Source organism: Goodfellowiella coeruleoviolacea (genome assembly GCF_024171785.1).
GTDB lineage: Bacteria > Actinomycetota > Actinomycetes > Mycobacteriales > Pseudonocardiaceae > Goodfellowiella > Goodfellowiella coeruleoviolacea.
The window spans coordinates 214,344-228,758 of record NZ_JAMTCK010000007.1; the positions used below are offsets into that span (position 1 = coordinate 214,344).

14 protein-coding genes are annotated in these 14,415 nt (G+C 73.0%); 8 read left to right on the forward strand and 6 right to left on the reverse strand.

Features of this window, described 5'->3' with window-relative positions; genetic code table 11:
* Nucleotides 1-135: 135 nt before the first annotated feature.
* On the forward strand, nt 136-825 hold the full coding sequence (locus LX83_RS16930; RefSeq protein WP_253772401.1) for a response regulator: 690 nt from the start codon (nt 136-138) through the stop codon (nt 823-825).
* 81 nt (nt 826-906) lie between these two features.
* Here the strand turns inward: LX83_RS16930 and LX83_RS16935 are convergent, their stop codons facing one another.
* Nucleotides 907-1,380, reverse strand: a complete 474-nt coding sequence (locus tag LX83_RS16935) for a hypothetical protein (protein ID WP_253772403.1) — start codon at nt 1,378-1,380, stop codon at nt 907-909.
* Between the two features lie 125 nt (nt 1,381-1,505).
* On the opposite strand from LX83_RS16935, the gene LX83_RS16940 reads away from it, so the two are divergent.
* Entirely contained in the window at nt 1,506-2,345 is an 840-nt protein-coding gene (locus LX83_RS16940) for an MBL fold metallo-hydrolase (RefSeq protein WP_253772405.1), read from the forward strand.
* A gap of 201 nt (nt 2,346-2,546) precedes the next feature.
* Here the strand turns inward: LX83_RS16940 and LX83_RS16945 are convergent, their stop codons facing one another.
* Both LX83_RS16945 and leuA read right to left on the reverse strand, forming a co-directional pair.
* A complete protein-coding gene (locus LX83_RS16945) occupies nt 2,547-3,695 on the reverse strand; it encodes an HNH endonuclease signature motif containing protein (protein WP_253772407.1) in 1,149 nt (382 codons plus the stop codon).
* 427 nt (nt 3,696-4,122) lie between these two features.
* A complete protein-coding gene (leuA, locus tag LX83_RS16950) occupies nt 4,123-5,931 on the reverse strand; it encodes a 2-isopropylmalate synthase (protein WP_407649596.1) in 1,809 nt (602 codons plus the stop codon).
* A 175-nt stretch (nt 5,932-6,106) separates the two neighbouring features.
* On the opposite strand from leuA, the gene LX83_RS16955 reads away from it, so the two are divergent.
* From LX83_RS16955 to LX83_RS16970, 4 genes are all read left to right on the forward strand, one after another.
* Complete coding sequence (locus LX83_RS16955; protein ID WP_253772409.1) at nt 6,107-6,793, forward strand: FadR/GntR family transcriptional regulator; 687 nt, start codon at nt 6,107-6,109, stop codon at nt 6,791-6,793.
* Between the two features lie 182 nt (nt 6,794-6,975).
* Nucleotides 6,976-7,269: a hypothetical protein gene (locus tag LX83_RS16960; protein WP_253772411.1), complete on the forward strand. Its 294-nt coding sequence runs from the start codon at nt 6,976-6,978 to the stop codon at nt 7,267-7,269.
* 96 nt (nt 7,270-7,365) lie between these two features.
* Nucleotides 7,366-7,641: a hypothetical protein gene (locus LX83_RS16965; RefSeq protein WP_253772413.1), complete on the forward strand. Its 276-nt coding sequence runs from the start codon at nt 7,366-7,368 to the stop codon at nt 7,639-7,641.
* A 229-nt stretch (nt 7,642-7,870) separates the two neighbouring features.
* The gene (locus LX83_RS16970; RefSeq protein WP_301328419.1) at nt 7,871-8,278 is read left to right on the forward strand and encodes a DUF4383 domain-containing protein; all 408 of its coding nucleotides are present in this window, start codon (nt 7,871-7,873) and stop codon (nt 8,276-8,278) included.
* 1 nt (nt 8,279) lies between these two features.
* Here the strand turns inward: LX83_RS16970 and LX83_RS16975 are convergent, their stop codons facing one another.
* A complete protein-coding gene (locus LX83_RS16975) occupies nt 8,280-9,974 on the reverse strand; it encodes a DUF885 domain-containing protein (protein WP_253772415.1) in 1,695 nt (564 codons plus the stop codon).
* 31 nt (nt 9,975-10,005) lie between these two features.
* Nucleotides 10,006-10,827, reverse strand: a complete 822-nt coding sequence (locus LX83_RS16980; protein WP_253772418.1) for a helix-turn-helix transcriptional regulator — start codon at nt 10,825-10,827, stop codon at nt 10,006-10,008.
* 95 nt (nt 10,828-10,922) lie between these two features.
* On the opposite strand from LX83_RS16980, the gene LX83_RS16985 reads away from it, so the two are divergent.
* On the forward strand, nt 10,923-11,633 hold the full coding sequence (locus tag LX83_RS16985) for an SDR family oxidoreductase (RefSeq protein ID WP_253772420.1): 711 nt from the start codon (nt 10,923-10,925) through the stop codon (nt 11,631-11,633).
* An 8-nt stretch (nt 11,634-11,641) separates the two neighbouring features.
* Here LX83_RS16985 and ligD read toward each other — a convergent pair whose 3' ends face one another.
* A complete protein-coding gene (gene ligD, locus LX83_RS16990) occupies nt 11,642-12,589 on the reverse strand; it encodes a non-homologous end-joining DNA ligase (RefSeq protein WP_253772794.1) in 948 nt (315 codons plus the stop codon).
* A 328-nt stretch (nt 12,590-12,917) separates the two neighbouring features.
* Between ligD and LX83_RS16995 the strand changes: the two genes are divergently transcribed.
* Nucleotides 12,918-14,198, forward strand: coding sequence for an LVIVD repeat-containing protein (locus tag LX83_RS16995; protein ID WP_253772423.1), 1,281 nt, complete (start codon nt 12,918-12,920; stop codon nt 14,196-14,198).
* Nucleotides 14,199-14,415 lie beyond the last annotated feature (217 nt).

A 14,415-nucleotide genomic window follows, 5' to 3' on the forward strand; every position in this document is an offset into this window, starting at 1 on the left:
CGACGACGCGCTGGCCCGGGCGGGCCAGGCTCGGCCCGGACGGGCCGCGGTGACCGGGTTTGACCGTCGAACGCCCGGGTCGGCCGGGTGAACTCCGCGATAACTCCACCGAAGCCGGGTACCAGGAGTGGTGCCGTGGGCCAGACCAGTGCCGAGGGACGGAGTAACCCGCTCATGTCCGACATCCGCCTTGCCGTGGTGGACGCCCAGCCGATCTTCGTGCGGGGGCTGTCCGCGCTGCTGTCCTCGATGAGCCAGGCGCGGGTGCGGGTGATCGCCAGCGCCGACCAGGCCGGTGCCGCCGCCGGGCTGGTGCGCCGCTGCCGGCCCGATCTGGCCCTGGTCGACCTGGGGCTGCCAGCGCCCGGTGGGTTGCGGGCCATCGCCGCCATCCACCGCACCAGCCCGTGCCTGCCCATCGCGGCGATGAGCGCGGACAACGGCACCGACCTCGCGCTGGCGGCGATGTCGGCCGGGGCGAGCGGAATCCTGGTGAAGAGCGCTGCACCCGAGGATCTGCTGCGACCGCTGCTGGCCATGGCCGACGGGTGGGCGGTGGTTCCCCGGCCGGCACTGCACCGGCTGGCCAGCCGCGCCGCGAGTGGCCACGACAGCCGGGTGGCCGGGCTCAGCGACGAGGACCGGCAGCTGTGGCGGCTGCTGGCCCAGGGGCGCAGCACCGCTCAGGTGGCCGCAGCGCTGCACGTGTCCGAGCGGACGGCCAAGCGGCTCACCGCCACCCTGCTGCGCCGGCTGCGGGTGGCCACCAAGGCGGAGGCCGCGGCGCTGGCCGGGCAGGCCGGGCTGCTCGATGAGACGGCGTGAGGGACTGGCGTGCCGCCTCGGGGGTGCGGCCCGTGCCGCCTCGGGGGTGCGGCCGGTGCCGCAGCCGGTGCCGCAGCCGGTTCAGTGGCGGCGGCGCGGCGGGCCGAGCGCGTAGGACGCCGCGGTCACCAGGCCGAAAGCCAGGTGCGGCAGCACGTCGCTGACCCAGTCGGACACGCTCCACGACCTCGGGTCGCTGACGCCGAGCGCGGCCATCGGGGCCGCTGAACCCGCCATGGCCACTCCGGTGGTGACCAGAGCGGCGGTGCGCACCGAGGGGTGCCAGCCCAGCCCGCGGGCGGCCCCGTAGGCCGCGCCCACCGCGACACCGGTCCACAGGCCCATGAGCGCTCCCAGTCCGCTGACCCGGTTGTCCCGCTGCTCCCCGCTGCCGGGCACGGGGATGCCGAACCGCTCGGACAGCCGTTCCACACTGGTGTTGGGGGACGAGCTGGCCGGCCGACCGCGCACGGCCATGTCCAGGTAGGTGACGGCGTTGAGGGCGGTGGTGCCGGCCGCCCCGGCCACGGCCCCGCGGATCAGCGAACGCAGCATGGGCTTGGGGTGCCCCCGGCCGGCGGCGCGAAACCGCGAAACCCGGCGCGGAGTGCTGACCGGTCCAGCCGGACAGGGCGTGACAGCGGGCGAATGGCACCGGGCCGGTCGGGTACCCGGTGGGCATGGCCGGTAGTGCAGCACTCTGCTCGCTCTCGTTCATCGGCACGGCGACCGTGCTGATGCGGCTGGGCGAGTTCACCGTGCTGACCGACCCGAACTTCGTCCGCCAGGGACAGTGGGTCTACCTGGGCAAGGGGCTGTTCTCCCGGCGGCGCACCGATCCCGCGATCGGCATCAGCCAGCTGCCCGAGCTGGACGCGGTGGTGCTCTCGCACCTGCACGGCGACCACTTCGACCGGATGTCCCGCCGGCACCTCGAACCGGACACACCGATCTTCACCACGCCGGAGGCGGCCGAGAAACTGCGGTCCGGTGGGTTCACCGAGGCCGTGCCCATGACCACGTGGAGCGAGCAGCGGCTGACCAGCGGGTCGGCCAGCCTCCGGCTCACCTCGCTGCCTGGTCAGCACGGCTTCGGCCTGGTCGGTCGACTGCTGCCGCCGGTGATGGGCACCCTGGTGGAGTACCAGGCCGGGCCGGGGCTGCGGCCACTGCGGATCTACCTCACCGGCGACACCCTGGTGTACGACGAGCTGGCCGAGATCGGCCGGCGGTTCCCCGAGATCGATCTGGCCGTGGTGCACCTGGGCGGCACCAGGGTGTTCGGTGCACTGGTCACAATGGACGGTCGGCAGGGCGTTGACCTGCTGCACCTGCTGCGACCCCGGCGTGCGGTGCCGGTGCACTACGACGACTACGGGGTGTTCCGCTCGCCACTGTCCAACTTCGAGTACGAGCTGCGCCGCCGGCCCCCGGCAACACACGTGCGCTACCTGTGGCGCGGGGACACGGTCGACCTACCGGTGTGCTCGGTCAGCGACTCGGGCGAGACCTCCACCTGACGGCACACCCGCTCCGGCGGCGCGGCGTGCGAGGGTGAGCGGTGGCGACGCGGACACCGGTTCGTGGGTGGTCGGCTTGGGAAAAATGATTGAGTAGTGTGGTCCGGTTGGCTGCTGTTCCGACCGCATCCCAGACTTGCCGGCGTTGGCCGCCGGTTGCGTAGTCGCGCACCCTTCTGCCGTCATTTCGCAGAGATTTACTTAGAGGGGTGGGGGAGAATCGTTGGCGGCTACCGGTTGACTGCCGATAATGCGTTCGGGTTCCCGGGAATACTGGCGGCCACTCGGACTGGTCCAGATCACCGTGCCGTCGTCGCGGCGCTTCGACTGCCACCGGCCGCTGTGCTTGACCCGATGATGGTGCCGACACAACGTGGTCAGGTTGTGCGCTGAGGTGTCGCCGTGCGGGAACGGCACGTGGTGGTCGAGGTCTGACTTGTTGGCCGGGCGAAGACAGCCGGGGAACCGGCAGGTCTTGTCCCGGGCCCGGACGAAGTCGGCCAACGCGGCGGGTGGCCGGTAGGTGCGGCGGCCGTAGTCGAGCAGGGTGTCCTTGACCGGGTCGGTGAGCAGGCGCCGCCAGGTGCCCTCCGCGGCGATCTGGCGTGCCACGCTGGCGGGGATGGGCCCGTACCCGGCCAACTCCCCGGGCTGGTTGTCCACGCCGAGCAGGGTGCTGGCCGCCACGGTCACCTGGATCTGTGCCTGGTAGCCGGCCTCGCCCAGGCACAGGTCCACGAACGCGTCGGCGCGTCGCTGGTCGGCGGTGCGCTGGTCGTCGGGCGTGCGGGCCTGGCAGGCGGCGGTGGTGATCCGGTCGTAGACGGCCAAGGCGAGGTGGGCGGGCAGGTAGGCGGACAGTTCGGCCATGCCGTTGTCGCAGGTCCGCAACTGGACAGTGCGGTCCTGGGCACAGTGGCGGTGCCGCCGCTCCGCGCCCTCAGGGTCGATGCGCTGGACGGCTTCGCGGGTGCGGCGGCGCAGGGTGGCGCTGTTCTGCTCGGCCGCCCTGGCCAGGATCTCGGCTTCCACCTGCCGGGCCTGTTCGAGGTCCAGTGGCAGGGTGAGTTCGGAGATCACCCTGGCCTTGTAGGTGTCGATGGTCCCGGCCTGCAATGCCGCCAGGGTGGCCGGCAACCGCGTGGCCAGGTCCGTCGCCAAGGACAACTGCGCGTTGGCGTGGTGTTGGGTCCAGCGTGCGGCCACGGCGAGTTCCGCGGCGGCGAATTCCGGCTGTTCGTGGGTGCGTTTGTATTCGGCGAGGGCCTGTATGCGTAGGCCCTCGATGATGTTGATCATTTTGGTGTACTCGACGATGGTGTCGAGCAGCCCCCCGGTTTCCCCCTGCATATGTCCAGGTTAGGCAGCCCACCCACCCTTTTCATCACTCGAACGGGTGTTCTATCCCTGCGACTTGACGGCAGAAGGGCAACCAGGGATCGACCGGACCTGCATATGCGGAAGTCTTGGCTGCAGTCGGAACAGCAGCCAACGGGACCACACTTATCAATCATTTCCCAACGCGACCCACCCATCCGCCGGCGGCCGACAACGGCAACGGCAACAGCAACAGCAGCGGCAACAGCAACAGCAACAGCAACAGCAACGGAACCTGGTGGTGACGGCCGGGGGCGTGCCCCGGGAACGCCGACGAGCGCCCCGGGGCCACAGTGCCCGTTAGGTCATCGGGCCCGCTGGGCCATCAGGCCTGTTACGGCATGAGTCCTGTTGAGGCCTGTTACGGCATCGGGCCCGTTGCGTCCTCGGGACCGGTAGCTCAGCCGACCCGGTTGACGGCGGACAGCACGGCGTGCACCGACGCGGTCAGCACCGAGGTGTCCTGGCCGGCTCCCCAGCGGACCACCTCGCCCACCCGGCATTCCGCGTAGGCCACTGCCGGGCTGTCCAGGCCACTGCCGGTGGCGTGCTCGGTGTAGTCCAGGATGTCCACGGCGATGCCCGCTCCGGCCAGGGCGGCCACGAACGCGGCCAGCGGGCCGTTGCCCGTGCCCTGCTGGTGCCGAACCACCTCGCCGACCCGCAACTCGCAGCTGAACCGGTGCTCGCCAGGACCGACCTGCTCGGTGGTCCACGCGTCCAGCGACACCCGGCCCTCGCCCAGGCCGGGCGCCAGGTAGGTGGCGCGGAACAGCTCCCACAGGTCCTTGGCGGTGAGTTCCTGGCCGCTGTCGTCGGTGGCGGCCTGCACCACCCGGGAGAAGTCCACGCGCAGCCGACCTGGCAGGTCCAGCCCGTGCTGGGTGCGCAGCAGGTGGGCGATGCCGCCCTTGCCGGACTGGCTGTTCACCCGGATCACCGCCTCGTAACCGCGCCCGACGTCGGCCGGGTCGATCGGCAGGTAGGGCACCGCCCACGGGGCCTGCCCGGCCGGCACGCCCAACCGCGCCGCCTCGCGGTCGTGGTGGGCCATGCCCTTGCTGATCGCGTCCTGGTGCGTGCCGGAGAACGCGGTGTAGACCAGTTCGCCGCCGTAGGGGTGGCGGGGGTGCACCGGCAGCCGGTTGCAGTGCGCCACGGTGTCCCGGACCACGTCGATGTCGGAGAAGTCCACCATCGGGTTCACGCCCTGCGCGTACAGGTTCAGCGCCAGGGTGACCAGGTCAACGTTGCCGGTGCGCTCGCCGTTGCCGAACAGACAGCCCTCCACGCGCTGCGCGCCCGCCAGCACGGCCAGCTCCGCGCAGGCCACCCCGGTGCCCCGGTCGTTGTGCGGGTGCACGGACAGGATCACCGAGTCGCGCCGGGCCAGGTGGCGGTCCATGTACTCGATCTGGTCGGCGTACACGTTGGGCGTGGCGATCTCCACGGTGGCCGGCAGGTTGTGGATCACCGGCCGGTCCGGGCTGGCCTCCCACAGCTCGGTGAGCCCGTCGCAGATCTCCAGCACGAAGTCCGGCTCGGTCTGGTTGAAGACCTCCGGGGAGAACTGGAACCGGATGTCCGCGTCCGGGCGGGCGCTGGCCAACCGGTCCATCCGGGCGGCCGCGTCCCGGATCAGCGCGTGCACCTCGGCGCGGTCGCGGCCCAGCACCACGTCCCGCCACACCGGCGCGGTCGCCGTGTAGAGGTGCACCACGGTGCGCGGCAGGCCGGCGATGGCCGCGAAGGTCCGGTCGATCAGGTCGGCGCGCGCCGGGGTGAACACCACCGTGGTCACGTCGTCGGGCACGGCGTCGCTCTCGGCCAGGTGCCGCACGAAGTCGAAGTCGGTCTGGCTGGCCGACGGGTAGCCGACCTCGATCTCCTTGAAGCCCATGGTCACCAGCAGGTCGAACAGCAGCCGCTTGCGGGGCGTGTCCATGGGCTCGGCCAGTGCCTGGTTGCCGTCCCGCAGGTCCACCGGCACCCACAGCGGGGCCCGCTCGATGCGGCGGGACGGCCAGGTGCGGTCGGTCAGCGGGATCGCCACCCGCTCGTGGGCCGACCGGTAGCGGTGGTGCGGCATGGCGCTGGGGCGCTGCGGGTTCCAGGCGGGGGCGGTCGCCGGCACGGGCGCGTCCGGTGTGCGCAGGGTGGGGAAGCGGTGCCTGGTCACGGCGACCTGGTCGCCGGTGGGGGTGGACATGAGTGGGAGTTCCTCTGCTCGGTCTGCAACGGCGACCGGCAGCACGGCACCCCGCAGCGGGGTGCCGGTCGGATCAGGCCCCGCCGCGGCAGCCGAGGAGCAGGAGTCGGCGCGGCGACATGCGGGGTACGGTAGCCGCGACCAACTCCTCAGACAAGCTGAGAGGTGAAACCGGATGCCGCTGGACGCGCTCCGCCCCAGCCCCCTGGTCGAACAGGCCACCGAGCGCCTGCGGGCCGAGATCACCGAGGGCCACTGGCCGGTCGGCGGCAAGATCCCCGGGGAGACCAGCCTGGCCAAGACCCTCGGCGTGGGCCGGTCCACCGTGCGCGAAGCCGTGCGCGCCCTGGTCGGTGCCGGCCTGCTGCAGTCCCGCCAGGGCGCCGGCGTGTTCGTCATCGCCACCGAACCCACCGAGGACTGGCCCACCCGGTTGCGCCGCGCCGCCATCACCGACGTCTACGAGGTGCGCGCGCTCGTCGAGGTGCAGGCCGCCCGGCTGGCCGCGCGGCGCCGCACCCCGGACGACATCACCGCGATGCAGGCGGCCCTGGCCGCGCGCCGCGCCGCCGACACCGACGACGCCGCCTTCGTCGACGCGGACATCGCCCTGCACGCCGCCGTGGTCGCGGCCGCGCACAACCCGGTGCTCACCGACCTGTTCACCGAGTTCGTCCCGGCCCTGCGCGAGGGCCTGATCGCCCTGGTGGACCTGCTCGACCTGCGCGCCGAGCACCCCCAGCACGGCGATGCGGCGCACGCCGACCTGGTGGCGGCCGTGGCACGCGGGGACGCCGACGCGGCCAGCGACATCCTCGCCGCCGAACTGGACCGCACCCTGGCCCGGCTGACCGCCAGCTGAACCAGCGCCCCGGCCGAACCAGCGACGGCTGCACCAGTGACGGCTGCACCAGCCGGTGGTCACCCGGGTTCTCGTGTGGCCTGGCGGTCACCGGGTACCCGATGTCCACGTCGCCCCCGGCCGGGACCGCCGTGCCGGGGGCGGGGAGCGGGGAAGGGAGACCCGAGAAGGGAGAGCACGCCATGGTGTTCAGGCAGCCGGGCATGAACCGACCCACGGTGCGGACGGCCGGACTGGACTACGACCGCGCGGACGTGGCCTACGTGCTCGGGCTGGGCCCGTGGACCGGCTGGGGCGAGCTGTTGGGCTGGCTGCGCGGTGACGGGGTCAGCGACCCCCGGCTCACCCCGGACCGGCTGCGCCGGCTGTGGCAGGACGCCGAGGCCGCGTGCGGGCAGGGCATGGCCCTGCCGGACGACCCCGACCGGTTGTGGTCGGAGCTGCGCCAGGCCAGGACCAGGCGTGAGCGGTCGTGACAGCAGCGCGACGGACATGACAGGCGCGACGGGCGCCGCGGACAGGGCGGCGCGAGCAACGACAACCTCCGACGACCCGATGAGGGGAGACAACCGGTGAGCACACCTGGTGACCTGGACAGGGGCTGGAACGACGAGGTGGACCGCGAGGAGACCACCACCACGGTGGTGACCGACCTCGGCGAGGAGACCCCGGCCGGTGACGCACTGGACCAGCACCGACCCGCCGACCCCGGCGAAGCCGTCGAACAGGGCGAACTCGGCGGGGCCGGCCGGCGGGCGGCCGTGCCGGAGATGCCGATCGAGGCCAACCCGGCCGACGTGGTCGAACAACTGCGCGCGGTGCCCGAGGACGAGTACGAGCGGGACTGACGGCGGTCCCGCCGGCGCCTCCCTCGGGCGAGTGAGCGGCGCGGTGGGCGTCCCGTACCGGCCGACGGGTCACGGCACTGCGCCGTTTGGGGGTATCGCGCCGGGGTAGTCGGGGAGCGGCGGGTGGTCCGCCGCGCGGCCCGCGTGCCGGGCCCTCGCTCCGGGGAAGGGACGGACAGCAGTGACCGAACACACCCACGGCCGGGTCTACCGGCCCACCGACGGCGGTCTGGTGCGGCCGGCGGCCCTCGCGATCAGCGTGGTCTTCCTGGTGGTCGGGATCCTCGGGTTCATCCCCGGCATCACCACCCACTACGACCTGCTGCGCTTCGCCGGCCACCACTCCGGGGCCATGCTGTTCGGGCTGTTCGAGGTGTCGGTGCTGCACAACATCGTGCACCTGCTGTTCGGGCTGGTCGGCCTGGCCCTGGCCAGGACGGTGACCGGGGCCAGGGCCTTCCTGATCGTCGGCGGGCTGATCTACCTGGTGCTGTGGCTGTACGGGCTGGTCATCGGCAAGGGCACCGCCGCCAACTTCGTGCCGCTCAACACCGCGGACGACTGGCTGCACTTCGTGCTGGGTGTGGTGATGATCCTGCTCGGCTGGCTGGGCGCGACCAGGCACGCCACCACCTGAGTCAGCGGTCCCCGGCCGCGCCCCTGGTCGTGGCCACCCAGTCGCGCACCACGTCGGCGAGCACGGACAGCGGCAGCGGCCCGCCGCCGAGCACCACGTCGTGGAAGTCGCGGAGGTCGAACGCCGAGCCCAGCTCCGCCTCGGCCTGGCCGCGCAGCCGCTGGATCTCCAGCCGGCCCACCATGTACGACAGGGCCTGGCCGGGGCACTCGATGTAGCGGTCGGTCTCGGACTGCACCTCGACCTCGCTCAGCACGGTGTTCGCCCGCAGGTAGTCCACGCACTGCTGGCGGGTCCAGCCCAGCGCGTGCAGCCCGGTGTCCACCACCAGCCGCGCCGCCCGCACCGAGTCCTCGGCCAGCATGCCCAGCCGCATCACGTCGTCGGAGTACAGGCCCATCTCGTCGGCCAGCCGCTCGGTGTACAGCGCCCACCCCTCCTGGTAGGAGGTGACCGGGGCGAGGGTGCGCAGCAGGGGCAGACCGGTCAGCTCCTGGGCGGTGGCGATCTGGAAGTGGTGGCCGGGCACGGCCTCGTGGAAGGCCACCGCCTCGGCGATGAACCGGGTGCGGGTGGTGACCTCGTGGGTGTTGGTGAAGAAGATGCCTGGCCGGCTGCCGTCGGGTGCCGGGTCGATGTAGTAGGCGGGCGCGGCCACCGGCGCGTCCGCGTCCGGCACCGGCCGCACCTCGCAGGCGGCCAGGGGAAGCCGGCGGAACCAGGCGGGCGCGGCGGCGCTCGCCCTGGCCACGGCCGCCCGCGCGACGGCGAGCATCTCCTCGGCGTCCCGCCACAGCAGGGCCGGGTCGGTGCGCAGCCGGTGCCGCACCTGCTCGGCGGTGTCCAGCCCGAACGCCCGGCCGCCGACCTCCCGGTACTCCGCGTCCAGCGCGGCGATCAGGTCCAGGCCGATCCGGTGCAGCTGCTCGGGGGTGTGGTCGGTGGTGGTGTGCTGGCGGGCCAGCGCGGCGTAGTGCGCGGCACCGTCCGGCAGCCAGCACAGGCCGGGCTGCTCGTCCGGGCGGCCCCGGCCGAGCACCTCCTCGGCCAGCACGTCCCGGTAGCCGGCCAGCGCCGGCAGCACCCGCTCGGCCACCAGCCGGGCCCGCTGTTCGGCGCGGTCACCGGTCAGCGGGTGGTGGAGCAGCGGGTTGGGGTCCTGGGCGAGGAACCGGTCCACGTAGGCGATGGCGTTGCGGGCCATCCGGTCCACCGGCAGCCGGCCGGCCGCCAGCCCCGTGCGGTGCCGTTCCGCCAGCGCCGCGTAGTAGTCGGGCACGGCCGCCAGCCTGGTCAGGTGGTCGGTCTCGGCCCGCTGGCCGGTCGGGGTGAGCTGCGGCAGCATCGCCAGCGGGTTGGTTCCGCCCGACTCGAACGCGTCGGCCAGCACGAACTCCACGGTGCGCGCGTCCAGCCGGGCCAGCATCGACTCGGCCTGCTGGCGGACCACCCCCACGGTGACCCGGTCGGGGTCGGCGCAGGCGGCGGCCTGGTCGGCGATGCGCGCGGCCCGCTCCCGCAGCCGGGCCACACCCGCCTCGGACAGGTCGGGCAGTTCGTGGTCGTGGCCGGGGATGCCCACGAACGTGGCGTCCACCGGGCGTTCCACCGCGATGGCGTCGAGCAGGTCGTCGGCGAGTTCGGCGGCACTGGGAGCGGTGGCGCTGGGAGCGGCGGCGCGTGCGGCATCGGTCACCTCCCGCATTGTGGTCCGCCCGGCCCGGCCTTCAAACGGAATTAGCCGAGGTGTCGCCGGTGTGGGCCAACCGGCGCAGCGCCCGCGCGGCGGAACTGCCCGGATCGGCGGTGACGAACACGACCTGCTGGTCGTCCTCGGGGATGACGAGCACGTCGCAGTTGACCCGAACCGGGCCAACCTCGGGATGGGTCAGCGTCTTGACCCGGTGGCCGGGGGCGTGCACCGGGTCGACGTCCCAGAGCGCGACGAACTCCTCGCTGGCGGCCCGCAGTTTGGTCAGCAGCCGGGCCAGTCGCTCGTCCCGGGGGTAGCGCGCGGCGGCGGCCCGCAGCCGGGCCACCACGATCGCGCCGGCCTCGGCGAAGTCGGTGCTGGCCGGCCAGTCGCCGGCCAGGAAGCGCCGCCGGGCCAGGTTCGGTTCGGTCCGCAGGTCGCCCAGCAGGGCCTCGGCCAACGGGTTCCAGGCGATCACCTGGTAGCTGGCGTCGGTGACGATGGCGGCGGTGTCCGGCATCCGGCGCAGCAGGCCGGCCACGTGCGGGCGGACCCGGCGCACCAGCCGCGGCGGTGCGGTCGGGGACGCGCCGGCCAACCGGAACAGGTGGCCGCGCTCGGCCGGGGCCAGCCGCAGCGCGGCCGCGATGGCGTCCAGCACGCGCGGTGACGGGTGCGGGCCCCGGGACTGTTCGAGCCGGGCGTAGTAGTCCACGGACACGGCGGCCAACTGGGCCACCTCCTCGCGGCGCAGCCCAGGCGTGCGGCGTCGTGGACCCGCTGGCAGGCCCACGTCGGCAGGGCGCAGGCGCTCCCGCCGGTCGCGCAGAAACCGGGCCAGCTCCTGTCTGGCCATCGTGTCCACCTCCGGTCGGAGCGTTGCCTGGCGGCGCACAGCCAGGGATCGGTTGTCCCTGGATCGGCCGAGCCGCCGCCGCGAGAGTCGCTGCCGTGAACGATTTCATCGCACTGGTCACCGGCGCCAACAAGGGCATCGGCAAGGAGATCGCCCGTCAGCTCGCGGACGCCGGGTGCACCGTCCACGTCGGGTCCCGCGACCCCGAACGGGGCCGGCGGGCCGCCGCGGAGATCGGCGGCCGCGCCCGGCCGCTGGTGCTCGACGTCACCGACCCCGCCAGCATCGCGGCCGCCGCCCAGCAGGTGGAGCGGCTGGACATCCTGGTCAACAACGCCGGCATCCTGGTCGACGATCGGCCACCGACCGAGGCGGACGTGGACAGCTTCCGCCGCACCTACGAGACGAACCTGTTCGGTGTCATCGCGGTCACCAACGCGTTCCTGCCGGCGCTGCGGGCCTCCCGCAGGCCCCGCGTTGTCAACATCTCCAGCGGAACCGGGTCGTTGGCCTGGAGCACCCGCGGTGAGCATCGGGGGTTCACCGGCACGAGTGCCGCCTACCGCTCGTCCAAAACCGCGCTCAACGCGGTGAGCGTGTACTACGCCCAGGCACTCGCCGAGGACGGTGTCAAGGTGAACGCGCTCGCGCCCGGCCTGCGCCACACCGACCTCAACCCGCGCGCGGCCGCCAGCGACGGCGACCCGGCCGAGGCCGCGGCGGGCGCGGTCCGGCTGGCCCTGCTGCCCGACGACGGGCCGACCGGCGGGTTCTTCTCCTGGGACGGGACCGAGGTGCCGTGGTGATGCGCGGGTCAGGCCGGCTCGGGCAGCCTGACCTCGTCGGGGGTCTTGTCCGGGCGCAGCCCGCGCCAGGCCGAGTGGCGCAGCCGACCCTCGGCGGTGAGCGTGCGGTACTCCACCTCGCCCACCAGCACCGGGTCCACCCAGTGCGCGTAGCGCGCGTGCTCCCTGGGCACCGGCGTGTCGAACGGGCTGCCCGGCCGCTCCAGTTCCCGCAGCCGGGTGCGCAGGTCGCGCAGCACCCGGTCGCTGAACCCGGTGCCCACGTGGCCGACGTAGACCAGCCGACCCGCCTGGTCGTGCGCGCCCAGCAGCAGTGAACCGATGGTGCCGGCGCGGCGGCCCTCGCCCGGCTTCCAGCCGCCCACCACCACCTCCTGGGTGCGCATCAGCGCGGTCTTCACCCAGGCCGCCGAGCGCCGGCCCGGCTCGTAGCGGGAGGCCAGCCGCTTGGCCACCACTCCCTCCAGCCCGTGTTCCCCGGCCACCTCCAGCAGTTGCGCGCCGGAGATGTCCGCGTAGTACTGGGGAACCCAGATCCGGGGTGTGGCGCCGCGCGGCACGAGTTCGTCCAACCGCGCGCGGCGCCGCTGGTAGGGCTGGTCCACCAGGGTCTGACCGTCCAGCCACAGCAGGTCGAACAGGTAGTAGGTGACCGCGACCCGGGTGAGCAGCACCCCGCTGGGCCGCTGCACGTGCATGCGCTGCTGCAACAGGCTGAACCACGGTCGGCCGTCCGGGCCGAGCGCGACGATCTCACCGTCGAGCACGGCCCGGTGGCCGGCGAGCAGGTCACCCAGCACGGCCAGTTCCGGGTAGGAGTGGGTGACGTCGTTGCCGTTGCGGCTGGCCACCCGCACCTCGCCGCCGCCGACCGCGGTCACCGCGCGCACCCCGTCCCACTTGAACTCGAACGCCCAGCCCGCCCCGGTCGGCGTCGGCCCGGCCACGGCCAGCATGGGCAGCACGACCTCGGGCGGCCCAGGGTCGCGTCCGTCATGCCCCACGTCGTCTCCCGCGCTCGTCCCGGCGGTGCACCCGTCCATGCTGGGCGACGCCGTCGGTTCCCGCCGGTCGGGCGTGGACCGCGCGGGTGGGTCGGGCAGGGCGCTGGCGGTGCCCCGATCGTGGGCCGAGTGGACCACGGCGGCGCTCGCCCGAACGGGCGCAGCGGCGGGCACTTCCCTCAGCGTCGGCCAAAAGGTACCCCCGAATGGTTGACCTCCGCCCCGGCCGGTCCCACGATCACCTGGCCCGCCCGGTCCCGCACCGGCCGGGTGGACCGCGGTGGGTTCTCCGACGGAGGTGGCGAGCGTGCTGGTGGCTGTCCGAGCCAGATCAACCGGGTGGATCGCACTGCTGGCGGTGCTCGGCGTGCTGCTCGCCGGCCTGGTGGCCGGTGCCGGGCCGGCCGCCGCCGCAGCGGCGTTCCCGCGCATTGACGCGTCCACAGTGGACTCCTACCGGCTCACCCCTGGGTCGGTGGCCGACACCTACGGCAAGCGGATCGCCGCGCTGGAGCGCAACGCCCAGCTGGCCCCGCGCGGCGTGGCCGACGTGCTCGCCTCGGCCAACCGCACGGCCCGCCCGCTGTGCCACGCCACCTACCTGGCCAGCGCGCTCAACCCCAAGGGGTTCTGCTGGCAGGACGGCGAGGACGACGACGAGAACGTCTGGATCCCGCAGGGCGTCAGCGGCTCCGGCGACGCCAACCCGGCCACCGGCACGGTGGGTGGCCGGCGCGTCGTGGTGGCCGACTGGCACGACGGCAACGACGACTTCATCCGGGTGTCCTTCGTGGACATCACCGACCCGAACCGGATGACCTACCGGCACGTGCTGCTGGTGGAACCCTCCTCGGACACCACTTTCAAGGCGGTCGCCGGGCACGGCCACGGCCTGGCCTGGTCGGGCAACCTGCTGTTCGTGGCCACCAGCGGCAGCCTGATCCGGGTGTTCGACGTGCGCCACCTGTGGGCCGTGGACACCAGCACCGCCCAGGTGGGGCTCGGCTCGGACGGCAAGTACCACGCCCGCTACCACGCCTTTGCCCTGCCGCAGGTCAACGCCTACTGGTACCCGGGTGGGGTCGGCTGCGCCAGCCTCACCGGCGCCCACCCGTGCCTGTCCAGCCTGGCCGTGGACCACACCGGCGACGGCTCGCTGATCACCGTCGAGCACAGCGCCAAGGGCGGCGGCCGGGTCGTGCGCTGGCCGATGGACCCGGGCACCGGGCTGCTCAAGGTCAGTTCCGACCAGTTGGTGCACGCCGTGGAGGGGTTCACCTCGCCGGTGTGGGGGATGCAGGGCGCGGTGGCCCGCGACGGGTACTTCGTGATCACCGGGGTGTGTCCGGAGTACGCGGGGCAGACCGGCGTGGACCGGCCCTCCTGCCTGCACGGCGGGGTCGGCGGGGTGTCCACCTTCCGGCTGGCCGGCCAGGCACCGGTCAACAGCCAGAACCTGTCCTACTGGCCGGCCACCGGCGAGCTGTGGTTGATCAGCGAGCAGCTGCGGGAGCGGGTGACCGTGCGCGTCCCGTTCAACACCCTCACCGGAACGGCCTGAGTTCGCGTTTCGCGTCGGTTCTCCGGTGGTTCTGGGGAAGTTCGGGAAGCGCTGCTGTGGTATATGTCGGCGAGTGATTTCCGGATAACGCGGCGGGTGCCGGTGAATCCGGGAAGTCGTGGCCTGACGTGGTGTACTCCCAGGTAACCAGTGCCGCTGTGGTCGACTCGCAGTAATCGGATTGGTTCGGTTCGGTGAACCGGAGGAAAATTCCTGT